The 21928-nt window shown below is 45.1% G+C and carries 25 protein-coding genes and 2 pseudogenes; 16 read left to right on the top strand and 11 right to left on the bottom strand.

The annotated features are described in order from the left end of the window. Positions 1–327 (bottom strand): annotated as a pseudogene (locus JGK20_RS07125) (photosystem II D2 protein (photosystem q(a) protein)); the annotation flags it as partial. 411 nt (positions 328–738) lie between these two features. On the opposite strand from JGK20_RS07125, the gene JGK20_RS07120 reads away from it, so the two are divergent. Beyond that, complete coding sequence (locus JGK20_RS07120) at positions 739–1011, top strand: hypothetical protein (RefSeq protein ID WP_293157255.1); 273 nt, start codon at positions 739–741, stop codon at positions 1009–1011. 23 nt (positions 1012–1034) lie between these two features. Next, the gene (locus tag JGK20_RS07115; protein WP_293198005.1) at positions 1035–1706 is read left to right on the top strand and encodes an ABC transporter ATP-binding protein; all 672 of its coding nucleotides are present in this window, start codon (positions 1035–1037) and stop codon (positions 1704–1706) included. Positions 1707–1881: 175 nt separating this feature from the next. On the opposite strand, the gene JGK20_RS07110 is transcribed toward JGK20_RS07115, so the two are convergent. Next, complete coding sequence (locus tag JGK20_RS07110; RefSeq protein ID WP_293186091.1) at positions 1882–2667, bottom strand: DUF4058 family protein; 786 nt, start codon at positions 2665–2667, stop codon at positions 1882–1884. A 71-nt stretch (positions 2668–2738) separates the two neighbouring features. Between JGK20_RS07110 and JGK20_RS07105 the strand changes: the two genes are divergently transcribed. The 3 genes from JGK20_RS07105 (at position 2739) to JGK20_RS07095 (ending at position 5266) form a co-directional block, all read left to right on the top strand. Further along, positions 2739–2936, top strand: a complete 198-nt coding sequence (locus tag JGK20_RS07105) for a helix-turn-helix transcriptional regulator (protein ID WP_293192738.1) — start codon at positions 2739–2741, stop codon at positions 2934–2936. Between the two features lie 566 nt (positions 2937–3502). Further along, complete coding sequence (locus JGK20_RS07100; RefSeq protein ID WP_293229911.1) at positions 3503–5110, top strand: glycosyltransferase family 39 protein; 1608 nt, start codon at positions 3503–3505, stop codon at positions 5108–5110. A gap of 6 nt (positions 5111–5116) precedes the next feature. Then, positions 5117–5266 carry a hypothetical protein gene (locus JGK20_RS07095; protein ID WP_293229909.1) on the top strand — a complete coding sequence of 50 codons (150 nt, stop codon included), beginning with the start codon at positions 5117–5119 and terminating at the stop codon, positions 5264–5266. A 104-nt stretch (positions 5267–5370) separates the two neighbouring features. Here JGK20_RS07095 and JGK20_RS07090 read toward each other — a convergent pair whose 3' ends face one another. Beyond that, positions 5371–5613: a hypothetical protein gene (locus JGK20_RS07090; protein ID WP_293186082.1), complete on the bottom strand. Its 243-nt coding sequence runs from the start codon at positions 5611–5613 to the stop codon at positions 5371–5373. Between the two features lie 129 nt (positions 5614–5742). Here JGK20_RS07090 and JGK20_RS07085 point away from each other — a divergent pair, with 129 nt between their 5' ends. The 3 genes and pseudogenes from JGK20_RS07085 to JGK20_RS07075 all read left to right on the top strand — a co-directional run. Continuing rightward, positions 5743–5955, top strand: a complete 213-nt coding sequence (locus JGK20_RS07085; protein ID WP_293186081.1) for a helix-turn-helix transcriptional regulator — start codon at positions 5743–5745, stop codon at positions 5953–5955. Positions 5956–5975: 20 nt separating this feature from the next. Then, positions 5976–6188 carry a helix-turn-helix transcriptional regulator gene (locus JGK20_RS07080; protein WP_293186079.1) on the top strand — a complete coding sequence of 71 codons (213 nt, stop codon included), beginning with the start codon at positions 5976–5978 and terminating at the stop codon, positions 6186–6188. 20 nt (positions 6189–6208) lie between these two features. Beyond that, a pseudogene (locus tag JGK20_RS07075) lies at positions 6209–6298 on the top strand (XRE family transcriptional regulator); the annotation flags it as partial. A gap of 39 nt (positions 6299–6337) precedes the next feature. Here JGK20_RS07075 and JGK20_RS07070 read toward each other — a convergent pair. The 6 genes from JGK20_RS07070 to JGK20_RS07045 form a co-directional block, all read right to left on the bottom strand. Next, positions 6338–6730, bottom strand: coding sequence for a type II toxin-antitoxin system death-on-curing family toxin (locus JGK20_RS07070; RefSeq protein WP_293220155.1), 393 nt, complete (start codon positions 6728–6730; stop codon positions 6338–6340). After that, positions 6727–6951 (bottom strand): AbrB/MazE/SpoVT family DNA-binding domain-containing protein, encoded by a 225-nt coding sequence (locus tag JGK20_RS07065; protein WP_293186075.1) that lies wholly within the window; start codon positions 6949–6951, stop codon positions 6727–6729. Before JGK20_RS07065 ends, JGK20_RS07070 begins: the two co-directional genes overlap by 4 nt. A 150-nt stretch (positions 6952–7101) precedes the next feature. Further along, positions 7102–7623 (bottom strand): hypothetical protein, encoded by a 522-nt coding sequence (locus tag JGK20_RS07060; RefSeq protein WP_293186073.1) that lies wholly within the window; start codon positions 7621–7623, stop codon positions 7102–7104. A 335-nt stretch (positions 7624–7958) separates the two neighbouring features. Further along, complete coding sequence (locus JGK20_RS07055) at positions 7959–8195, bottom strand: hypothetical protein (protein ID WP_293186071.1); 237 nt, start codon at positions 8193–8195, stop codon at positions 7959–7961. Then, complete coding sequence (locus tag JGK20_RS07050; RefSeq protein ID WP_293186069.1) at positions 8192–8479, bottom strand: type II toxin-antitoxin system HigB family toxin; 288 nt, start codon at positions 8477–8479, stop codon at positions 8192–8194. The genes JGK20_RS07055 and JGK20_RS07050 overlap by 4 nt, the downstream gene beginning before the upstream one ends. A gap of 156 nt (positions 8480–8635) precedes the next feature. Further along, on the bottom strand, positions 8636–10144 hold the full coding sequence (locus tag JGK20_RS07045) for a UbiD family decarboxylase (RefSeq protein ID WP_293186068.1): 1509 nt from the start codon (positions 10142–10144) through the stop codon (positions 8636–8638). Between the two features lie 553 nt (positions 10145–10697). Between JGK20_RS07045 and pstS the strand changes: the two genes are divergently transcribed. The 4 genes from pstS (at position 10698) to pstB (ending at position 14968) form a co-directional block, all read left to right on the top strand. Then, a complete protein-coding gene (gene pstS / locus JGK20_RS07040) occupies positions 10698–11726 on the top strand; it encodes a phosphate ABC transporter substrate-binding protein PstS (protein WP_293192735.1) in 1029 nt (342 codons plus the stop codon). Between the two features lie 138 nt (positions 11727–11864). Continuing rightward, on the top strand, positions 11865–12866 hold the full coding sequence (gene pstC, locus JGK20_RS07035; protein ID WP_293229906.1) for a phosphate ABC transporter permease subunit PstC: 1002 nt from the start codon (positions 11865–11867) through the stop codon (positions 12864–12866). Between the two features lie 2 nt (positions 12867–12868). Beyond that, positions 12869–13849, top strand: a complete 981-nt coding sequence (gene pstA / locus JGK20_RS07030) for a phosphate ABC transporter permease PstA (protein WP_293229904.1) — start codon at positions 12869–12871, stop codon at positions 13847–13849. A 267-nt stretch (positions 13850–14116) separates the two neighbouring features. Further along, complete coding sequence (gene pstB, locus JGK20_RS07025; RefSeq protein ID WP_293229901.1) at positions 14117–14968, top strand: phosphate ABC transporter ATP-binding protein PstB; 852 nt, start codon at positions 14117–14119, stop codon at positions 14966–14968. Between the two features lie 444 nt (positions 14969–15412). Here the strand turns inward: pstB and JGK20_RS07020 are convergent, their stop codons facing one another. Beyond that, the gene (locus JGK20_RS07020; protein ID WP_293229898.1) at positions 15413–16159 is read right to left on the bottom strand and encodes a glycosyltransferase family 25 protein; all 747 of its coding nucleotides are present in this window, start codon (positions 16157–16159) and stop codon (positions 15413–15415) included. Positions 16160–16512: 353 nt separating this feature from the next. On the opposite strand from JGK20_RS07020, the gene JGK20_RS07015 reads away from it, so the two are divergent. Continuing rightward, positions 16513–17784: an APC family permease gene (locus JGK20_RS07015; protein WP_293229895.1), complete on the top strand. Its 1272-nt coding sequence runs from the start codon at positions 16513–16515 to the stop codon at positions 17782–17784. 42 nt (positions 17785–17826) lie between these two features. Next, positions 17827–19236, top strand: a complete 1410-nt coding sequence (locus tag JGK20_RS07010; protein ID WP_293184847.1) for an NYN domain-containing protein — start codon at positions 17827–17829, stop codon at positions 19234–19236. Between the two features lie 21 nt (positions 19237–19257). On the opposite strand, the gene JGK20_RS07005 is transcribed toward JGK20_RS07010, so the two are convergent. Further along, a complete protein-coding gene (locus tag JGK20_RS07005; protein WP_293192728.1) occupies positions 19258–19470 on the bottom strand; it encodes a hypothetical protein in 213 nt (70 codons plus the stop codon). Positions 19471–19501: 31 nt separating this feature from the next. Here JGK20_RS07005 and JGK20_RS07000 point away from each other — a divergent pair, with 31 nt between their 5' ends. Together JGK20_RS07000 and hppD are read left to right on the top strand one after the other, a co-directional pair. Continuing rightward, positions 19502–20209: an SDR family oxidoreductase gene (locus JGK20_RS07000; protein ID WP_293184845.1), complete on the top strand. Its 708-nt coding sequence runs from the start codon at positions 19502–19504 to the stop codon at positions 20207–20209. Positions 20210–20854: 645 nt separating this feature from the next. Next, positions 20855–21916, top strand: coding sequence for a 4-hydroxyphenylpyruvate dioxygenase (gene hppD, locus JGK20_RS06995; protein WP_293192726.1), 1062 nt, complete (start codon positions 20855–20857; stop codon positions 21914–21916). The last annotated feature ends 12 nt before the right edge of the window (positions 21917–21928 follow it).

Here is a 21928-nt window from a genome sequence, read left to right as displayed (position 1 = left end):
GCCACCGAGTTGGAACCAGCGGGTGAAGTCCCACTGTGCTTCGGGGCCCCACAGGAACAGCAGGGAGTGTCCGAGGCTGTTGGCTGGGGTGGAGACTGCTACGGTGAGGAAGTTGGCTCCTTCGAGGTAGGAACTTGCCAAACCGTGGGTGTACCAAGAGGTAACGAAGGTGGTGCCGGTTAACCAGCCACCGATTGCCATGTAAGCGCAGGGGAATAGCAGGATGCCAGACCAGCCTACGAAGACGAAACGATCGCGCTTGAGCCAGTCGTCGAGTACATCAAAGATGCCTCTTTCGTTCTCGGCGCGTCCGACTGCGATTGTCATTACGCTAATCTCCAAATAGATATAATTACGACGGATTTGTCTCTAGTCATTATTGCCCAAATGTTGATCTGCTTAACAGAAAATGGGTTGAATTATGAACAGAGTTTACTTTTCTTTACCGTATTTAAGATTATAGGGGTAATTCTTTACAATGGCAAGCATTTCTTCAAGAAGTTCGGGATCTTGACTGGTTCGGGAAGTCCTCTAAGTTCTCGAATAAACCCGGAATCCTTGCCGGCACGGGGACAGCGCCCTTACAGCAAGCGATGTTTTTTACCGCAATACTTTGTTACAGCCCGTCGGAAAAGTAAAAAACCGGGTTTTTTGAGTCTTGATGCGTAAGTCCTGTCCTAAGTCCTGTCCTATATATATACTGAGGGTAGAGTTCCAAACTTAGGTTTTTAAGACTATATGTTCAGCATTGACATGATTGTGAAGAACACGCCCGTCTCGCTGTCGGTGCAGCGGAAATCGGTGGAGGACGCTGAGGCTGTTTACCAGCAGGTTTTAGAGGCAATGCGTAACTCCCAACCGCAAATTTTGGAACTTACTTGTGAGAAAAATACTGAGAAAAAGGTAGCTGTTCTCAGCAGCGAGATTTCTGGGGTGGTGATTTCTCAGAAATCGGGAAGTGCTTCTACGGGAAGAGCACCGGGTTTTGTTTCGATGACTTTGGCAGAATGAGGGCTGGGGGTGTGGGCGCCGATATGAGCCAGTCAGCGGTTGCTGTGCGGGATTTGGGTTTTTGCTGGCCGTCGGGCGATCGAGTTTTGCAAGGTTGCTCTCTGGATGTACCCAAGGGTGAGTTTTGGATGCTTTTGGGTACTAACGGTAGCGGCAAATCTACGCTGCTGAGGCTGATGGCTGGGCTGCTGCACCCCCAATCGGGCGAAATTGATCTGGGCGGGCGCGTGGGTTTTGTGTTCCAAAATCCCGATCACCAGTTGGTAATGCCGACGGTGGGTGCGGATGTGGCTTTTGGTTTGGTTGAGGAAAGGCTTTCTAATCTTCAGGTGCGCCAGAGGGTGGCTGAGGCTCTGGAGGCGGTGAATTTGCTGGATTTACAACGGCGGCCGATTTATGCTTTGAGTGGGGGCCAGAAGCAGCGGATTGCTTTGGCTGGGGCGATCGCCCGTCATTGCGAAATTTTGCTGTTGGATGAACCTACGGCTTTGTTAGATCCTGATTCTCAGTTGGATTTGGTGGCGGCGGTGCAGCGGTTGGTGAAAAATCGCGGGATTACGGCTTTGTGGGTGACTCACCGTTTGGATGAGTTGAATTATTGTGATGGGGCTTTTTTGTTGGAAAAAGGCCAGGTTGTCGATCGGGGAGATCCGGCGCGTTTGAAGCAGCGGTTGATGCAAAGCCAAGATGTTTAGCGATCGAGCAATTTTAGAATATGGTGTCATTAGAATATGGTGTCATTGTTCTTGAAAATATGTTGTCATTGCGAGCGTCTTAGCGAAGCAATCTTTGGGCTCTGCGATTGCTTCGCTAAGAGCTCGCAATGACATTCAAGGACTCGCAATGATATTCAAGGACTCGCAATGACATTCATCGCAATCCTCGATCGCGCAACCAAGCGTCAGCCCAAATTGTATCAGCCTCTGACAGCGCTGGTATGACTTCCCAGTTACGATAATCTATCTTGAGATCGTAACTTGCTACGTCGTAAATTTCAGTGAATAACTCCTGTAAATTGATTACAGGTTCCGTATCACCCGATCGCAGTGGCAAAGGAAAAGCTGGCATCGGGTTCTGCACGTTAAAAGCGTACAAATCTGCTCTGGGGCGGCGATTTCCCCGACACACCAAAACGCTATAGTGACTTTCAATGTCATTACCAATAACTGGCATTTTTTCACCGCGCCGCAATAAATCTATTTCAATTAAATGAGTGCGGCTACCTAAAATCTCTTCTCGCTTTTTTTCGTACATTTGTCGTCCTTTTCCTGTGCGTTTATTGCTAGGCGAGAGAATTTCAATGAGGGTGATTAATTCTTGGTTTCCCCTTTCTCTAATTTCTAAATAGCCTTCCCGAACCTGGTATGGCATGGGAATATTCACTGTTAATGGTTGTGTTGGTGGATCTGCAACGGCTACGTTTGATGTTATTAATTCGGTTGTGGTTCTTGGCTGAATTACGTTTACATCAGGAATGCCAATTGATAAATTGTCGTCAGCGGTTTCATACATTCTCACTTCTACAGACACTAAATACTTAGGACGTAGTTGTGGAGATAACAATCTGGCAATTTCAATAATTAGCCAGTGGTGTAGGGCAGGCCAGAGTTCTGGATGCTCTAAATACGGATCCATACCGGGAAAGGGAGATGGCATTGATTTGACTCCTTGACTTAAGTCTATTTATAGTTTAGCAAGCTTTTTTGGAACAATTAGGGCGATCGCACATTTTGCATTTATTGCCACAGTCCGCCTGGGGTTTGAATCTGACAGAAGTCTCCAAAAGAACAGGTATTCCCTATACCACGATCGTCACCTATGCCAATTCTCCAGGTATGGCAATTGTAGACTATACAGCCTTGGATAAGATGGCTCGGGTGTTCGATATTGCGATCGAGGATTTGGTTGAGATATTAGAACAGTAAACTAATTTTTAGGTGGCAACCTGGAATTAATTCCGTTGCCAGTTATATAATTTGCTCAAGATAACTGTTCAATCTGCGATTCTTCAACTAAATTGATATTGTTTTATTCAGAATCAACACATTTTCCCTCTTCCCTCTGGGTGCATCTCAATGCAAGCGAATATATCCGTAGGGGCGAAGCATGACCGCAGTCAATATGGGATTATAACTAATAACTTATATGCGGTCATGCTTCTTCAGGCTTCAAAAACCAGATGCACCCTTCCCTCTCTTTAACCAAAACTTTTTCGGTTAACTATTTAATTTTTAATTTTTCTCTATCTCATTCAGCTTTTGGGCGACTAGCTTCCTGACTTATGTAAATATTTTCTGCAATTGGCATAGCATCTCTAGTCCATAGAGGTTGCATGATTTTTTATTGCAGACTAGGATAATGCAATAATGCGCGAATAGCTTCCAGTAGCACTTACGCACCATAGCCAGGTGTAAGTCAACGACAGCGGATTGCCCCTTATTTCACCCTATATGTAGGGGCTGTGCCTAAGTCCTGTTCAAGGAGATATTTAATGAATCGTAATAATTGGCGACTACCTGTAACTGGGCTGCGGTTTTTACTTTTTGTGCTGTTGGTGATGGGCATATTTTTTAGAGTTGTCAATATCGATCGCAAATTCTACTGGTTTGATGAAACTTACACTTCCTTGCGAGTGTCTGGCTACTCAGGGAAATCTGTTCAGGAGCAAGTATTCAATGGGCCAGCAGTCACTAGCCAAGATTTACTGAAATATCAGAGCATTAATAATAAAAATAACGAAATCGATACTATTAAGGGTTTAGCAGCAGAAGAAGGTCAACTGCCACCACTCTATTTTCTGATAGCGCGATTTTGGGCTAAATTGTTTGGAACTAGCGTTACAGCCATGAGAAGCTTGCCTGCTGCGATCAGTTTACTACAGTTTCCCTGCGCTTATTGGCTCTGCCTGGAATTGTTTGAGTCTCCGATGGTGGGATGGGTAGCAATGGCATTGATATCGGTTTCGCCCATCCACGTGCTGTACGCTCAGGAAGCACGACCCTATTCTTTGTTGACTGTGTTAACTTTACTATCCAGTGCGGTTTTGCTGCGGGCTATGCGACTTAAAACTAACCTGCAATGGGGAATTTATACAGCAATTACAGTAGTCAGCATTTACACTCATCTTTATGGTTTACTTGTTTTGATAGCACATGGAATCTATCTACTTATAATTGAAAAAGTGAGATTGAGTAAAACCACTTTTTCTTATGCTATCGCCTTTGCAGTCACGCTAATCGCAGGTTTAATCTGGTATTTGACAATCATTTATTGCCGACCTCTGCACGCTAATCCAAGCCTGCTGCAACCAGAACCTAAAATAGCGTTGACATCTTTAATGGCAAGGTGGATCGGGAATAGTAGCAGGATTTTTTTTGATATAAATATTGATGCGATGAGCTCATTCAAAAAGATGCTCCCTGCGATTCCTGTGATTTTATTTTTATTACTTTTAGTGGGATATTCGATTTATTTTGTCTGCCGCCACACTTCCCAACCGATTTACGCTTTCATCTTGGCTTTGATTATTTTTACATCCGTGCCTCTGATGATGGGAGATTTAATTTTAGGTGGACGGCGGCTCTCAGGCTACGCTCGATATCTAATTCCTACTTATCTGGGTTTGCAGTTGGCTGTGGCTTATTTGCTGACTGCGAAAATTACTTCTTCTACTGTTAATACCTGGCGGCAGAAGTTTTGGCAGTTGGTTGCAATAGGAGTGTTTTCGGCTGGAGTCCTGTCTTGCACCCTGAGTTCTCAAGCAGAAGTTTGGTGGAATAAAGGTCTGGATCAAGGCAAATTCACTATTCCTATAGCCCGCATCGTAAATCAAGCCAATTCTCCGCTGTTGATTACTGATACTCCGATCGGTGAACTCATTCCTTTGAGCCGTCGGCTGGATCCGAAAGTGAAAATTCTGTGGGGAGATCGACTTAAGCTTGCTCAGCGTCCTAAAAATTACAGCAATTTGTTTGCATTTCTTCCTAGTAAGGAACTCCAAGAGAGGCTTAAAAAAGAATACAAATACAAGTTAAAGCCTGTTTTTCTTAATTCTGAGGTGACTTACGATACGCGGCTTTGGGAACTTATTGATAAGTGAGTGGCTATGGCGCGTCTAAGTGCAGTAATTTCAAATGCTGACTTTTTTCCTGGGAATTCTCAGGGTATGGCAACTGTAGATTATACGGCTTTGGACAAGATGGCTCGTGGGTTTGAATTTGCGATCGACAATTTAGTCGAAATTCTGGAACAGTAAACTAATTTGTCGATCGCACATTTTGCACTTATTTCAACAGTCCGTCGGGGGTTTAAACCCCCACCGGAATCTGGCAACAAATGCAAGATATCAGTTCGATCGCATTAAACTTCGATCGGCAATTGCATCGGAATTGGCACGCTGTTTTCATCTAACACAGACACCGCATTCACGAAAACAATTGTATGCGGGACTGCGGGCATTAAGCGGCGCAGTGCGTTTAGGTAAGATTCGGCATCGCGGCGACGGGCGAAGCGGGCGACTGTTAACCGCTGACACTTGGGGAGGTGGCGAATTAGATGCCAAGGTTGAAGTCGATCGCGATATGTCGGTTGTTTTGGTATCATAGGAGTATCCTTCCCACTTTTGTGGGTGGTGAATGAAAGGCGATCGCTCTTGATTTATCAGGTCTGAGGGCGATCGCTATTGACTGTATATTCATACAATTACGACTACTCGTAATTGTCAAGGGCCAAATGGGACGAATTAGACTGCGAGTTCGAGAACTTGCTCAAGAAAGGGGTTGGACTCTCAGGGAAGTCTCCAACAGAACAGGCATTCCATATACTACGATCGCCACCTATGCCAGTTCTCCGGGTATGGCAACTGTAGACTACACGGCATTGGACAAATTAGTCCGTGTATTTGAGATTCCGATCGAGGATTTAGTAGAAATTTTGGAATATTAAACTGATTTGTTAGCGGGAAAATGGGGTTAATTCGGTTGCGGGTTCGAGAACTAGCCCAAGAGAAGGGTTGGACGCTTAAAGAGGTTTCTGAGCGATCGGGCATTCCTTACAGTACCGTTAGAAGTTATGCCCATTCTCCCAAGTTGGCAACTGTCGATTATACGGCTTTGAACAAATTGGCCCGTGCGTTCGATATTGCGATCGAAGATTTGGTTGAGATTTTGGAGGAATAAACTGATTTGTCAGCGGGAATATGGGACGAATTAGGCTGCGAGTTCGGGAATTTGCTCAAGAAAAGGGTTGGAATCTGACAGAAGTCTCCAAAAGAACAGGTATTCCCTATAAAAACTTGCTATGGGAAGACCGTAACTTGCAATATAATTCAATCAACAGACTGAACAGAATTTTCTTCCAACCACTTCGCTAACGTATCCTGGGTTTCCCCATCAGATGCTAAGCGTTCCATTATACCCACAACTTCCATCTCAGGAACCTCAAGAGAATATCCATTTACTTCCAGGAAAGTTGCCATCACAGCAAACGCTGTTCTTTTATTTCCGTCAATAAAGGGGTGATTCTTTGTCAAGCCATAGCCATAGGCTGCTGCTAAATCAAACAAAGTCGGTTCACCATAGCCAAATAGATGCCTCGGTCTGGCTAAACTAGCTGAGAGAAGATTGTCATCTCTAATTCCCGGACTACCCCCATGCTGAGCAATTTGATCTGCATGAATGATTGTTGCTATTTCTTCTCCCATCCAAAATGGTTCGCTCATTTAGCAAGTTCCCGCAGCGCATTTTTATACTTTTCGCTGACTTTCCTATAAGCTTTCATTGCTTTATCGATTTGAGGATTGCAGGTAGTGAGTTGAATTCCATCAGGAGTTTCTGTGAGGAAAAGATTATCTCCCTCACCGATTTTGAGTTGTTGCAATACTTCTTCAGGCAGAGTTATGACTAAAGACTCTCCAACTTTTTGAATTTTGACCGCGTACATAGCATTACCTAAAAAGATTACTTACCTAATATAAACCTATTCGATCGCCCTCATTCCCAGAAACCGGGTTTTTTCCAGCATATTCGCCGCAGTGCAAAGACTCAGAAAAAACCCGGTTTCTCTGCCGCAACGCGTAAGTGTCGATCGCACTTAATTCCGCAAATCCTCAAAATCTCCAAAATCCTCAATTCCGGCACGAATTGCCAAAAGTGCGTGAAGCGTAGCTATCCCGCAGGGAATCGACCCTGCCAATCTTGATGAAAACCCGCTAGTTGATGCTAAAAATTGGGCGATCGCACTTATCAGAGCCTCAATTTCTTTTTCTAAGTTTTCCTGCAACTTCTGTTCCACTTCTAATTCAATTTGCGATCGAAGTTTAGCCTCAATTTCCCGTTCTAATGTTTGGCGTAATCGATATTCCTGTGCTTTTTCCCGTTGTTGTTGTTTTTCGCGATCGATTTCAACTCTTTGCTTAATTGCTTCCTCAGCGATGCGAATATTTTCTTCAATGGGTAAACCTTCAGGAGTAGTCATCGGCCCGTACCATGTCGCTTTTGAATCTGGGGGATTGCGACGACCAAAAAATATCCGAATCGCTTCATCATCATCCCGATGCGATAGGACATAAGCTTTTAATTCGGATCTGCTCATTTCATCAAAGTTCGGTTTCATCCAAAAACCTCCAAAATCCATTACTAGATACGATTACTTGCAGCTCATCACTTACGAAAATATATACTTCTCTGGTTCGAGCATTAAAACGGAATAGTTGAATATCTCGGTAGTAGCTAGAGAACATCTGGCAGACGCGCAGACAGGCTTGGGCTTGTTCGTCAGTAGGATTAATCGATCGTTCCTCAATTGTGACACAAACTTTAGAATATAATATAACTTACGCATAGGAACCCAGAAACCGGGTTTTTACGAGACTAATTCGCGACAGTGCAAAGACTCGGTAAAAACCCGGTTTCTTTGTCGGAGTGCATAAGTCCATGTGAAATAGTAGGTTACGCAACCTCTTCTAACTCAGGAATATGTTCAGCTTCATAGTTTTCAATTAAGACACTAATAACGTCCATCATCGAAGCAAGGGGATGGCTTTCATCCTCGCCGATTCGATCGATTAGACTATCTAGAAGCTCGACTAAATGCTCGTATTCTTCTTCCGTGCAAGGGACAAAAACCGTTTTAGCAATAGATGACCAAGCAGCAATTGTTCGATCGATATCAAGATTTTGCATCATTCTTTCCACCTCTCTTCATCATATTCTGCATGAGTTAATACAGCCCGAATGTAGACTTTGTTCCGATTGTAATGAATAGCAGCAATGAGTCGAACTTTATTTCCTCCTAGGTTGAATACAGTTAATTTCCCTACTCGATCGGCAGACGGAAATAGTTCGCGGAGTTCAACGAAGGTCGCAAATTCATTTTGTTTGACAAGTTTGTACCACTGAACCAAGGCATTTTGTGTATCTGGATGAAGTTTAGCAAACTCATTAAGCCGTTTGCGGGTAATTACGTGCATATTAATTTGCTCATGCCTCCTCCTCTTTAATTCTTGGCGTTTTACTCAGCATGACATATACGCTTTGTGTAATTCCAGTTTATCAAATTCCAGAAAAAAAGGGAGAAATTCTCACTCTCCCCTTCTCCCCGCGCCGGATACGGCATTGCCGTTTCCCTACTTCATCTCATATCCAAACAAATTCGGATCGACTTCACCCAAATTCAAATCAGCCAAACCATACTCAGCCCAACGCCGCTGAACCATCGCCGCCATATCCGGATCGGATTCCAAAGGTTTACCCCATTCGTGCTCGGTTTCTGGCGGCATCTTCGTAGTAGCATCAATCCCCATTCTGCCTCCCAAACCAAGTTTTTCACTAGCAAAATCTAACGTGTCAAAAGGCGTATTCGGCAAGATAAATACATCTCGAACTGGATCGACTTTAGAACTAATTGCCCATACTACTTGACGCGGGTCGCGAATGTTGATACTTTTATCGACAACAATCACAAACTTGGTGTAAGTAAACTGCGGCAATGCACTCCAAAATGCTAAAGCAGCTCTTCGCGCTTGACCGGGATAAGCTTTATCGATCGAGATAATTGCAGCTTTATAACTCAGCGCTTCCATTGGTAGGAAGAAATCGACAATTTCCGATACTTGTTGCCGCAAAATAGGAGTGTAAATGCGATTCAGCGCGATCGCCATCATAGCCTCTTCTTTCGGTGGCCGCCCGCTAAATGTCGTTAAATAAATCGGATCTTTGCGGTGCGTCATGCAGTTAAAGCGAACCAGCGGCGAATCTTCCACACCGCCGTAATAACCCATGTGGTCGCCAAAAGGCCCGTCGGGTAACACTTCCCCCGGTGTAATCGTTCCTTCTAACACGATTTCCGAGTCTGCGGGTACTTCCAAATCTACGGTTTTGCACTTCGCTAAACTTACGCCGGAACCGCCGTAAAGTCCGGCAAATAACCATTCGGATAAATCTACAGGAATCGGTGTTGCTGCTGCGAGGATGATTAAAGGATCGACTCCCAGGGCGATCGCAACTTCCAACTTTTTACCAGCTTGTGCAGCTTTCCGCAAGTGCCGCGCCCCGCCACGGACAGATAACCAGTGTACAGTCATCGTGTTTTTTGACTGCAACTGCAACCGATAAACGCCCACATTCGGCGTACCGGTTTCGCAATCCTTGGTAATTACCAAACCGAGGGTGATAATTTTGCCCGCATCTCCCGGATAGGGGCGAATCATCGGGATTTTGTTCAAATCGACGCCTTCTCCCTCAAATACCACTTGCTGACAAGCTGGGAAGAAGTCGCGGCCTGGTTTGGCTTTCACTACGTCGAACAGCACTTTGCCAAATTCGATCGCCTGGGAAATCTTTTTCGGCGGTTTGGGCTGTTGTAGCATACCTAATTTTTTGCCGAGTTCTTCAAGTTCGATCGGCTTTTCCATGTTCATCGCCCAGCAAACCCGTTCTTCCGTGCCCAACAGGTTAATGGCGACGGGGAATTCTGCCCCTTTGACGTTCTCAAACAGCAATCCGGGGCCGCCTTTGACTAGCATTTGGTTGGAAATTTCGGCAATTTCGAGGTCGGAATCGACTAAAGCGCTGATCCGGCGCAGTTGTCCTCTGTCTTCTAGCAGTTTGAGGAAGCCTCGCAAGTCTCTAGCCATTTTTTTTAAGATTTGTTAACGTTATTTATTTATTATGATGGCCGTCGGGCTGTTTGGGATCGAGTCGCAAATGCGCGGAAAGTACGCACGGTGTCCCCAAACGGTAGCTATCCCGTCAGGAATTGTCCAAAGGTATGTAGTTGCGCTTCAGCGCTCTTTGATATAGAAAAGAGCGCCCAAGCGCAACAACGTACCTCAAAATTAACCCGTATCAGAATGCCAGTTGCGTCCAGGATGGTCGAAATTTCAAATTTTGTGACATTGAACTGCGATCGACACCTAAGGTTAAGAAAATAATAAGGGCGATCGAAGAGGGATCCTCTTCCATGGCTTCGCTAACGCTACTTCCTAATCTTTTTAATCTAATGTTAACCAGAGATTAAGGAAAGATTATTGTTATTGCTCTCATTTTTGAATCATAAAAAGCTTAACCTAACTTTAATCATAATTTAAAACAAGCTTATTATAGTAGCTGTTTTTACTGGGAAATTCAGTCTATCCTAGGTCATAGATTTGCAAAGTCTGCTATCTAATTATTTAAGGACGAGGAGTTATGGTTTTCTTCACTAAAGGCTGGCGACGTGGCTTTATCGTTACCCTAGCAGTAGCAACATTTTCCCTAAGTTTGATTACTTCCGCTGTAGCTGCGGTAACATTAAACGGTTCGGGAGCAACTTTCCCTAAACCTTTGTACGATCGCTACTTCTCTCAGATGAGAAGCGCAAATCAAATTACTGTAAACTACGAAGGTACAGGATCCGGCGCTGGTATCAAAGCATTAATTGCAGGTACTGTGGATTTCGCAGGCAGCGACGCGCTGATGACTTCTGCACAAATCTCTCAGGTAAGCCGTGGCGTCATGGCAATTCCGACAGCCGGCGGCGCGGTTGCAGTTGTCTATAACTTGCCCGGAGTTAACAATGTCAGGCTGAGTGCCGATGCCATGAAAGGCATCTTTGAAGGCAAAATTACCCGCTGGAATGATGCGAAAATCGCAGGGATTTCTGGACAAGCTAAAAATTTGCCAAATACTGCCATTCGAGTAGTTGTGCGGGCAGACAGCAGCGGTACTAGCTTTATTTTTAGCAACCACTTGCAGGCTATTGGCAGCAGCATCAAGGGTGCCGCTCAACCGAGTTGGCCCGGTGGCCCCCTCAGCGGCCAAGGAAACCCCGGCGTAGCAGGTTTGGTGAAACAAACACCCGGTGCAATTGGCTACGTTCAAGATACTTTTGCTCGACAAAACAAGCTGCAAACAGCGTTTATTCAAAATAAAGCTGGCAGATTTGTAGATGCTAACTTGGCAGAAGCCGAAAAAGCTTTAGCAGGGGAAACATACCCGGCAGACTTCCGCTTGGTTGAAGGAAATCCTAATGATGGATATCCGATTGTTGGCTTGACTTGGTTGTTAATCTACAAACAGTATCCTGCTGCGAAAGCAGATGCTATTAAAAAGATGGTTAATTGGGTGATGACTACAGGTCAAGGTTTGAACAAACAATTAGAGTTTACCTCGATTCCGCAAGCTACAGCTCAAAAGGTGATTCAAGCAGTGAATCAGAGTGTGGTTGCTAAAGGTTAATTAAAATATTTTCAGGGAGTTATGAGTTTTGAGTTAATTGTATGGCTCAAAACTCATACGTTGCATTTATTAAGGTGCAGGCACTATGCTATCTATTTCATCAATCAAAGATTTCGCTGTTTACGCCATAACTTGGGTATGACCAATTCTTCAAAGAAACCGAAAAAATCGACTCGGAAGTCTGCTGGAATCACCACCCATGTAGACTTGACTGATACGAAGGGTGAAGGTTTGTGGCTGGAATCGGGATTTACAGGATTTGTATGGGCTTTTGCTATAGCCACAGCGGGTACGCTCTTCTGGATGAGCGAGATAATTTTTAAGGATGCTTGGCCGGCGATTAGCAAGTTTGGACTGGAGTTTTTGTGGAATCCCAAATGGGATATCGGTGAGTTGCAGTTTGGGGCTCTGCCGTTTATTTACGGTACGGTAGTTAGTTCTGCGATCGCCATTATCATAGCAATTCCTCTAGGACTTGCAGTCGCGATCGTTACCAGCGAGAACTTTTTACCGGCTTGGGTGCGATCGCCCTTAGGATTCATGGTTGAATTAATCTCAGCCATTCCCAGCGTTATCGTTGGCCTGTGGGGCATCTTCGTCTTAATTCCCTTCCTGCTGCCTTTACAGCAGTCGCTGTTCAACAATTTTAGCTGGTTTCCCCTATTCAGCAGCGAACCTTTTGGGCCGGGAATGCTGCCCGCCGGCATACTTTTATCGATTATGATTTTGCCGACAGTCGCCGCCATCAGCCGCGATGTCTTGCTGTCGGTTCCCGTAGATTTGCGAAGTGCTTCAATGTCACTGGGCGCTACCCGCTGGGAAACCATATTTAAGCTGTTATTACCAGCAGCAAGTTCAGGAATTATCGGAGCTACTATCTTGGCATTGGGACGCGCATTAGGCGAAACAATGGCAGTCACAATGGTAATCGGCAACTCGATTCAAATCAACCAATCTATATTAGCTCCCGGCTACTCAATCCCCGCTGTTTTAGCAAGTCAATTTCGGGAAGCTCAAGAAGAACTGCACATCGGCTCTTTAATGTATTTAGCCCTAATTCTATTTGTGATTACCCTATTGGTGAACGCAGTCGCAGTATTGCTGGTGCAGCTAATCGGCGTTAAGGGAGCTAAGAATTAACCATGACTCAAACACAAAAGTCCCACAATATTCTAGATGTAGAAATCAACAATTCGCTGTCGCTGAGCCGAAATTTGTTCAGCCGGGGAATGACAGTTATAGCATTCTCTCTCACAGGTCTGGCTCTGCTGCCTTTGTTCGCTATTTTGTACAAAATCTTGGGCGAGGGACTGACACATTTGAGTTGGGAAGTGCTAGTGTCTCTACCCGCACCCGTCGGAGTTGAAGACCAGCCCAACGGCTTTGCCAATGCGATTCTCGGCACAGCATTAATGGTAGGAATTGCCACATTATTGAGCGTGCCAATCGGCGTAATGACCGGAATATTTCTGTCAGAGTTTGGCAGAGACAATAAAGCTATAGCAAATACTATCCGCTTTATCACCGTCATTCTAAGTAGCGTTCCGTCAATTGTTGTCGGCGTGTTTGCTTACGCTTTAATTGTTGTGACAACTAAGTCATTCTCAGGATTGGCCGGCGGTTTCGCGCTGGGGATTATCATGCTGCCGGTTGTAGCGCTGACAACAGAACAAGCATTAAAATTAGTGCCTGCTTCTTACCGCCTCGCTTCTGCTGGTTTGGGAGGCGGACGCTTTCAAACAATGTTTCGGATTATTATTCCCTCAGCACTTCCAACTATTACCACAGGCATTTTACTCGCAGCTTCCCGCGCCGCCGGCGAAACTGCACCGCTAATCGTAACTGCCTTGTCCAGCCAATTTTGGCCTCCTTTAGTTGAGAAATTGGGCGAGATAGTTCAGTCTCCCGTCGGCGCAGAAACCATGGCAAAAATCCAAGAAATTCCCCAAACATTGCTAACTCCGACTCCTTCTATGTCTGTATTAATATACAGTTACGCCAGCTCTCCTTACAAGGAGCAGAACGAATTGGCGTGGACTGCTGCTTCTGTCCTTTTGGGTATGGTTTTGCTCACCAGCTTAGCTTCTCGTGCCGTCACTCGCAAACGCTTGCAAAATCGGTAAATTGCTTGAGAAGGAAGTTCGGCAACCGTATGGGATGTAATGTATTTAACGGATTAATGTTAGACAAGATTGCATTCATTCTCTTTCCTCTCTTCAAAATATCTGCGTTTATCTCTGTTTATCTGCCTTAAATCTGCGGTTTATGTATCAATATATCCGTGATTTACGAAACAAGTGCATAGATAGAACACCTAACTAAATAAAGCCATCAGGCCATATTCTGCATCTACTAAAAATCTACTGCTCACACTAGAAAAACTCCAAATAATGAAATCCAAAAGTAACTTAAAAGCTGAAAAATATAGCGACCAATTCCTCGAAGATGCGACTCCTGAAATTGACCCCAATGCCATGCCAGCATTGCGGGTTCAGGACTTGAGTTTTTACTACGGGACTCATAAAGTTCTCGAAAATCTATCGATGAATATCCCTCACCCGCAAGTGACGGCGATTATCGGCCCTTCAGGTTGTGGAAAATCAACTTTTTTGAAGGCTCTCAACCGCATCGGCGAATTGGAGGGAAAAGTTCAAATCAAAGGCAGGGTTGAGTTTTTTGGACAGGATATTTACAGTCCGAAAGTCAATATTAATAGTTTGCGCCGCCAAATTGGGATGGTGTTTCAAAGACCGAATCCTTTTCCGCTGAGCATTTACGATAATATTGCTTACGGAGTCCGCATTTTTGGTCGAAAAAGTAAAGCAGAATTAGATGAAATTGTGGAATCTGCGCTGAAAAGTGCGGCGCTTTGGGATGAGGTGAAAGATAATTTGAAGAAGTCGGCTCAGGGAATTTCGGGCGGACAGCAACAGCGACTTTGTATTGCTCGCGCTTTGGCTGTTAAACCAAAAATTTTGCTGATGGATGAGCCTTGTTCTGCTCTCGATCCGATTTCTACTATGAAGATTGAGGAGTTGTTTCAAACTCTGCGGGAACAGTTAACTGTGGTGATTGTAACGCACAATATGCAGCAGGCGGCTCGGGTTTCTGATTATACGGCTTTCTTTAATACTGATGAAAGTCGCATCGGCCGCTTGGTGGAATTTGGGCCGACAAGCCGGATTTTCACTTCCGCCAGTAATTCTAGTACGAGGGATTACATTCAAGGTCGTTTCGGTTGATACTTAAATTGGAGCATCTCTGTTTTGGATGGGAGCATCTCATTTTTGTAAAAAGCATTTTTTATTATAGTGCTGTCCCCGCTCGCGTACTGTAAAATACGCGAGCGGGGACAGCACTATAATAAATGCAAAACTGAGATGCTTCCGTTTTGCATTTTATAGTGCGAGTTCGCAATTTTTCGCTTGCTTTTATTATCTGGCAAGCATTTGCGAACTCACACTAAAAGAAAAAATACTTTTTGCAAAAGTGAGATGCAGTATACCCCTATTCTGGAAGCACTCCCGAAAAACAACAGGTTTCTCGGTACTTGTGCGGATATTCAACTAGCTGTAAATAGCTACAATTGATGTTATTGAAGCTCTCACTTCTCCTCGCTACTCCAACACAACAGTAACCAATGGCCAGCTTGGTCGAGCAATTTAATTAGATTTTCAAACCTCCATTTACTTGTTGGACAACCAAACCTTAGCGCCACGGGCGGCATTTGCCACATCGCGGACTAAGGGTACGTAGTCATACCAGGCACTCGCATTGATGTCGCTGCGAGAACTGCGTTGCCAGCCTAAATTTGGTTCTGCAATCAGCGTCGTGATATCTGGGTTTTGAGCGCGGAAGGTGCAATAGGCGCCGTCTACGTGCATGGGCCCGCCATCGGGATGTCCGCTGGGACGCTGTTGCACTTGTTCTAGAAAAGCTATCAGCCGATCGAGAATTTGTCCGTTTACACCATAGAAATGGGTGGTTTGAATCGCCCGAGTGTATGGTTTTAACAGCACTGTTGCTTCGGACGATCGCCCATTCGGATCTACCTTGGGTAAATTACTATCCGTCAAATAATGCCCCAAGTAGACCATCCCCCAATCCTGCCCTTGCAGTTGTTCGATTAACGCCGATTGCTGAGCGATTAGGGTTGGAGAAATTGCTAAATCATCTTCCATGACCAAAACGTTGGACAAGTTTTGCTGTCTGGCGTGTTTCAAAATGCTCAAGTGGCTCAGGAAGCAGCCCCACGCTCCGATACTAGGGAATTCACCCGCCGTCTCTGGACGACTCGCTGGGAAAATCTCAACACTATTAGTTGCCAAGGAAATCCCCACATTGGCAAGTTCCTTGGTAATGTCACGGCGGCGATCCTGGCGCTCTGGCAAATTCACCACGTAAGTCCGTTCAAAAAAATCCGTCAGTTTCATAAATTATGATTCTGTTAACCGTTACTATGATGTCGGACATCTTTACATATCCTAAACGCTAAGTACAAAATATCTTGTTCACCACAAGCGATCAACGGTGATTTCCTACATGATTCCCAAGTAAAATCACCACGACAATGCTGGAATGATGAGCTATTTTATACCAAGAATTAGGACGTTTAAAAGTTTTGCAGCCACCCAAATTGTTCGCAAGGCTTACAGATAACTATTAAGTTTGGTAACGAGCTATCCAGAAAGAAACTCGGTTTCCGAACCCCGCAGGAAAGTCCTGAACAATAAGCATGATGGTGTCTCCAGGCACATATTTGTATTAAACTAACCCTAGTGTAATTATGTCTCCCTCTCTGTTAAAGCGAGAATTAGGTGTTTTCGGTGCAACTCTCATGGGCCTCGGCTCGATTGTGGGCACGGGAGTATTTGTAAGTATCGGGATAGCTACGGAAATTGCGGGGGCGGGAGTGATTTGGGCTGTGACTGTTGCTGCTTTAGTTGCTGTTTGCAATGGTCTTAACAGCGCTCAGTTGGCGGCGAATCATCCTGTTAGCGGCGGTACTTATGAATATGGTTACAAATATCTCAATCCTTGGCTGGGTTTTACTGCCGGCTGGATGTTTCTGGTAGCTAAAACTGCTTCTGCTGCTACTGCTGCTTTGGGTTTTGCGGGGTATTTTTTAAGTGCACTTGGTGTAGCCGATCGCACTTATCTCATCCTAACGGCATTAATTGCCCTGGCCGCCCTAACTTTAATTGTCTTGACCGGCATCAGGCGATCGAATATCGCGAATACTGCCATAGTCTCAGTTACACTTTTATCTCTGACTGTCTTTATTGCTGCGGGTTTGCCAGAGGTCAGGTGGGAAATGCCGACGCTACAGAACGATAGCGCGATCGGCTCCATCCTCCACGCCACGGCCCTGATGTTTGTCGCCTACACCGGTTACGGCCGCATCGCCACCATGGGCGAGGAAGTGCGGGAACCGAGCAAAACCATTCCCAAAGCCATAATTTTCAGTTTAGTGCTGACAATGGTGCTTTACGTGGCGGTAGCGGTAGTTGTTGCAGGTGCGGGCGGAGCCGATAAATTGTCCCTGCAAGCAGCAACCACTGCTGCACCCTTGGAAGTCATCGCCCGCAGTTTTCCAATTCCCGGAGTTTCCCAACTGCTAGCCGTCGGCGCCATTACTGCCATGCTAGGAGTCTTGTTGAACTTAATTTTAGGCTTGTCGCGCGTGTGGCTGGCGATGGGGCGACGGTTGGATATGCCGAGAGTCCTGGCGCGTCTCAATCCTGCGGGGACAACTCCCTATGTGGCTGTCGTGTTTGTCGAAATTACGATCGCACTTTTAATCCTCATCGGCGATGTCAAAACCACTTGGTCGTTCAGTGCCTTTAGCGTTTTGATCTACTACGCTATCACCAACGCAGCCGCGCTACAACTGTCCCCCGCCGAAAGGCTTTACCCGCAATGGTTGGCTTGGGTGGGCTTGGCTTCATGTCTGTTTCTAGCTTTCTGGGTGGAGAGGCAAATTTGGTTGACAGGCTTGGGTTTAATTATCGCCGGTTTAATTTGGCGGGCGATCGTCCGGCTCCTAGCGAGAAACTAACACTATGATAGATTGAGACACCATCCCGCATTGTAGAGGGCCATGCCCGATCGAACTCCCTTGCTGGCGACTCAAGAATCAGTCGCAGTCAGCGCCATCAGTCGTTATATCGCTCAAACACTAATATCCATCCAGGAAAAGCATCCCGAATGGATAGCTGAAAAATACAGGAAAACCCCCTGGGCCAAACCTGCTTTTCAGTCAGTTTTGATTGGAAAATTAACAAAAAATTTTAAAGTAGCCAGCGATACAGATTTGCTGCTGCTGACGGCAAAAAAATATCTCCAAATTCTGCTGGTTCCCGAATTCATCAATTCACCTCAATTCAGCAAATTATTTGCCAAAATTCAGCAGCTAGCCGTACCCCAAACACCACCAGCCCAATCACAAAACTCAGTTTCAGCAAAACCTCCAACTCCCACCGCCCACCAAACAAATTCGCTTCCTGTCGGCATTGCTATCTTGCTGCTAGATGTCGAAAACTTGCAACTCAACATCGAAACCGAAAAATTCCTCGAAGGAATTTCTCACTATCCCATCCAAATCAAAGTAGCCTTTGCCAACTGGCGCAGCATGGGCAAAAAAGATGCCGAATTTCACCAGCGCGGCTATCAACTGATTCACGTTCCCCCCGGCAAAGACAGCGCCGACTTGAAAATGGCAACAGTAGGCGCCTCAATTTTCGTACATTATCCCACAGCCAAGGAGATTTTTGTCTGTTCGTCCGATCGCGCCCTCACCCACCTCAGCAACACACTGCAAGCCCACGGACTAACCGTCTTTCAAGTCCGCAAGCAAATAGATAAAATCATAATTTTAAACAGCAAAACCGGACAAATGGAAACCTATTCCCTCGTAACAGTACCGGAAATTACACCTGTAGAACAATTAGTTATTCAGCTAAAAGAATTAATTAAAAAAGAGCAACAACGTACCTCATCTCAGTGGATAAAAATTTCTACACTTTCAGCTTTGTATCGGGAAAATTACGGCTTAGTCCTCAATCAAGTTGTTGCCAATCATTCCTTAGGTACTAAAACTAGGGATATATTTCTCAAATATCCCACAGATTTCGTTCTCCACAAACCCTCAGAAGCATCTCAAACTTATGTCACTCTTTTTGAAGTTAAATTATCGCCCCCACCCCCAATACTCAACAAAGAAAATCTCAATCACAACCAAGCAGCATCAGCAAGTTTGACAGATATCAATTCCTTAGAAGATTTGGAAAAAGCTCTGGTCAAAATAGTTGGCGACTTAACCGACAACTCTCCTCACAATTCTGTATTTCTCTCAAATGTTGGCAGCGAATTTCACAAACAATACGGCAAACAAATCACCCAAATAATTAAAGAGTTTAATCTCGGTAGAAAGTTTCCTAAATTTTTACAATCCTGCACTTCTCTCGAATTAAAAAAAACCGAAAAAGGTTGGCAAGTTTCCCTAAATTAATTATTGGTTATTGGTTATTGGTTATTGGTTATTGGTTATTTGTTTTCCATGCCCAATTGCCAATTGCCAATTGCCAATTGCCAATTCCCAATTGCCAATTCCCAATTCCCCATTCCCAATTCCCCATTCCCAATTCCCAATTCCCAATTCCCAATTCCCCATGCCCCATGCCCCATGCCCCATTCCCCATCCCTCCGCTTCGCTTCGCCCAATTCCCATAACTTGAGTTATCATACAATCTGGACGTAAAGAAATGTAAAGGGATATGCAGGACAAAGTTGTAGTTGTGGTGGGTGCGACTGGCGGCATCGGTTCAGCAGTAGCCCGAAAACTCGCCGACGCGGGTGCGACGCTAGTGCTCGCCGCCAGAGACAGCACCAAATTAGACGCTTTAGCCAGCGAAATTTCGACAACAGAGGTACTGTGTGTACCGACAGATATCACCGATTTGTCGCAAGTCGAGACGCTGATGCAGAAAGCTGCGGGGCATTTCGGGCAAATTGATGCCCTCGTAAACGCTGCCGGTGCGGGAATTCTCAAGCAGTGGAACAAGTTAGAACCCGCTGATTTAGATGCGATGCTTGACTTGAACTTGAAAGGCAGTTTTTACACATCTCAAGCAGCCGCAAATGTGATGAAAGACCGCAAATCCGGTCACATCTGCAATGTCATCGGGATTTTGGGCAAGCATTCGATGGCGATGGGAACGGCCTATTGTGCTTCAAAGTTTGGGGTAGTTGGTTTTAGCAAGTGCATGGCAGATGAGCTGCGACGCTACGGCATTAAGTTTACGCTATTCTATTTTGGTGGGGTGGATTCTCCGTTTTGGGATAATGTGAGTTTGAAGGTAGATAGGTCAAAAATGCTGAGTACCGAAACCGCTGCCAATGCAATTATGTTTGCTCTTGCTTCTGACCCGCAAGCTGTGCCACTAGAAATTAATATTCAGCCAGAAAGTCATTTGTTCTTTTAGTAATTTGTTTGGTGTTCCACACGCAAAAAATGAGTTTGTATGGTGCTTTCATAGCACTGATTTACCCAACTCGATACTTCCCAGATTTTAGAAAAAAGTTCAATCTTCGAGATTTATCTGTGGAGTAAATCTCATGGCTGATTCCTTCTAGTATCCCACAGACGATTTACCAGAAATAATTGGTTGAAAGCCTCTGGGTTTGGCGTAAAAATTAAAATTAGAGGATTCATTACTCCAATCTTCAGACTTTCATGTAGAGGTTGCCCTCTGGCTGTCCCAGGTCAACTGTCAACTGTCAACTGTCAACTGAATGAAGTAGTAGGGTGCGTCAGTCACTTCTGGTTCCCCACCTGAAAATTAGACTAATCGCTGACGCACCCTACAATATCGCAAGCGATCGCTCGTACTGTCAACTGTCAACTGTCAACTGTCAACTGTCAAAGTCATCCCAAACACCGCCTTTCTTTTAAGTGCCGATGTATTTCTGCCTTCAGAGGGAGCTAAGATATTCAATTTTTGGGTTATTATTAAGCGATTAGACAAAAAAACAATGAAAAATCTCCATTTCTCAGTCTCTCCCTTGCCATTTAACCGTGAAAATCAGCCGATTTTCAACTTTTCACGTTCCATTTTCAATTATTGATTATGGAGTTTGACCGCATTCAGTTTTACGTTGAAAATGCTCGAGTATCCCGCGACTGGTTTGTCAGCCACTTAGGCTTTCAATCAATAGCAGGTTATGCCAACAGCGACACTCGCACTGAGGTTGTCAGCAGCGGCAATATATGTTTTGTTTTATCTTCGCCTCTGACACCCGCTAGTCCCGCTGCTACTTGGTTGGAGTTTCATCCTCCGGGGATTGCCGATGTGGGCTTTCGGGTTAAAAATATCGAATTAGCGATCGCTAGAGCGCAGGTGGCAGGTGCTAAAATCCTGAAACCGATTCAAGAAGATCTAAAGGCAGGAGGCGGTTTTAAACTCGCACAAATCTCTGGCTGGGGAGATTTAAGCCACACGCTTGTTGAGCGAATTGGCGAGAATTCACTGCTGCGTGCTTCTTCTGGGCCGCCACTGTTGACTCTGATCGATCATGTAGTGTTAAATGTTGAATCTGGCGATTTGTCAAGTGCGGTTAGTTGGTATCAAAAAATATTAGGTTTTGAGCCGCAGCAAAATTTTGATATTCAGACTGAGAAGTCTGCTTTGCGAAGCCAAGTTATGGTACACGCTGAAGGTGGGGTGCAATTCCCGATTAATGAACCGGCATCATCTAATTCTCAAATTCAAGAGTTTTTGAGTGCAAATCGAGGGCCGGGAATTCAGCACATGGCTTTGCAAACGGATCGCATTGTGCAGGTTGTTGCCGATTTGCGATCGCGCGGTTTGCCTTTTTTGCCAGTTCCTCCAACATATTACTCGCAATTGCGGCGGCGGCAAAACTATTTGCCCGCAGATTGGCAAGCAATTGCAGCTTCCGAAGTTTTGGCAGATTGGCAAGAAGATACTCCCGCTGCGATGCTGCTGCAAATCTTTACCCAGCCAATTTTTGCCGAACCGACTTTCTTTTTCGAGATTATTGAGCGTCGAGTTACTTTAGTTAATGACAAACTGGTGCAAGCTGGAGGTTTTGGGGCGGGTAATTTTAGAGCTTTGTTTGAGGCAATTGAACGGGAACAAATGAAGCGGGGAAGCTTGATCGATGATTGATAAAACTTCCAC

Origin of the sequence: Microcoleus sp. PH2017_05_CCC_O_A, from assembly GCF_020738785.1 — a bacterium.
GTDB lineage: Bacteria > Cyanobacteriota > Cyanobacteriia > Cyanobacteriales > Microcoleaceae > Microcoleus.
Note: the sequence above shows the minus strand (reverse complement) of the source record. Positions and strands in the feature narration are given on the sequence as shown.

Coding starts and splice junctions, on each gene's coding strand:
- JGK20_RS07120 (WP_293157255.1), top strand. CDS start 739: ATGTTCAGCATTGACATGATTGTGAAGAACACGCCCGTCTCGCTGTCG.
- JGK20_RS07115 (WP_293198005.1), top strand. CDS start 1,035: ATGAGCCAGTCAGCGGTTGCTGTGCGGGATTTGGGTTTTTGCTGGCCG.
- JGK20_RS07110 (WP_293186091.1), bottom strand. CDS start 2,667: ATGCCATCTCCCTTTCCCGGTATGGATCCGTATTTAGAGCATCCAGAA.
- JGK20_RS07100 (WP_293229911.1), top strand. CDS start 3,503: ATGAATCGTAATAATTGGCGACTACCTGTAACTGGGCTGCGGTTTTTA.
- JGK20_RS07095 (WP_293229909.1), top strand. CDS start 5,117: ATGGCGCGTCTAAGTGCAGTAATTTCAAATGCTGACTTTTTTCCTGGG.
- JGK20_RS07090 (WP_293186082.1), bottom strand. CDS start 5,613: ATGATACCAAAACAACCGACATATCGCGATCGACTTCAACCTTGGCAT.
- JGK20_RS07085 (WP_293186081.1), top strand. CDS start 5,743: ATGGGACGAATTAGACTGCGAGTTCGAGAACTTGCTCAAGAAAGGGGT.
- JGK20_RS07080 (WP_293186079.1), top strand. CDS start 5,976: ATGGGGTTAATTCGGTTGCGGGTTCGAGAACTAGCCCAAGAGAAGGGT.
- JGK20_RS07070 (WP_293220155.1), bottom strand. CDS start 6,730: ATGAGCGAACCATTTTGGATGGGAGAAGAAATAGCAACAATCATTCAT.
- JGK20_RS07065 (WP_293186075.1), bottom strand. CDS start 6,951: ATGTACGCGGTCAAAATTCAAAAAGTTGGAGAGTCTTTAGTCATAACT.
- JGK20_RS07060 (WP_293186073.1), bottom strand. CDS start 7,623: ATGAAACCGAACTTTGATGAAATGAGCAGATCCGAATTAAAAGCTTAT.
- JGK20_RS07055 (WP_293186071.1), bottom strand. CDS start 8,195: ATGATGCAAAATCTTGATATCGATCGAACAATTGCTGCTTGGTCATCT.
- JGK20_RS07050 (WP_293186069.1), bottom strand. CDS start 8,479: ATGCACGTAATTACCCGCAAACGGCTTAATGAGTTTGCTAAACTTCAT.
- JGK20_RS07045 (WP_293186068.1), bottom strand. CDS start 10,144: ATGGCTAGAGACTTGCGAGGCTTCCTCAAACTGCTAGAAGACAGAGGA.
- pstS (WP_293192735.1), top strand. CDS start 10,698: ATGGTTTTCTTCACTAAAGGCTGGCGACGTGGCTTTATCGTTACCCTA.
- pstC (WP_293229906.1), top strand. CDS start 11,865: ATGACCAATTCTTCAAAGAAACCGAAAAAATCGACTCGGAAGTCTGCT.
- pstA (WP_293229904.1), top strand. CDS start 12,869: ATGACTCAAACACAAAAGTCCCACAATATTCTAGATGTAGAAATCAAC.
- pstB (WP_293229901.1), top strand. CDS start 14,117: ATGAAATCCAAAAGTAACTTAAAAGCTGAAAAATATAGCGACCAATTC.
- JGK20_RS07020 (WP_293229898.1), bottom strand. CDS start 16,159: ATGAAACTGACGGATTTTTTTGAACGGACTTACGTGGTGAATTTGCCA.
- JGK20_RS07015 (WP_293229895.1), top strand. CDS start 16,513: ATGTCTCCCTCTCTGTTAAAGCGAGAATTAGGTGTTTTCGGTGCAACT.
- JGK20_RS07010 (WP_293184847.1), top strand. CDS start 17,827: ATGCCCGATCGAACTCCCTTGCTGGCGACTCAAGAATCAGTCGCAGTC.
- JGK20_RS07005 (WP_293192728.1), bottom strand. CDS start 19,470: ATGATAACTCAAGTTATGGGAATTGGGCGAAGCGAAGCGGAGGGATGG.
- JGK20_RS07000 (WP_293184845.1), top strand. CDS start 19,502: ATGCAGGACAAAGTTGTAGTTGTGGTGGGTGCGACTGGCGGCATCGGT.
- hppD (WP_293192726.1), top strand. CDS start 20,855: ATGGAGTTTGACCGCATTCAGTTTTACGTTGAAAATGCTCGAGTATCC.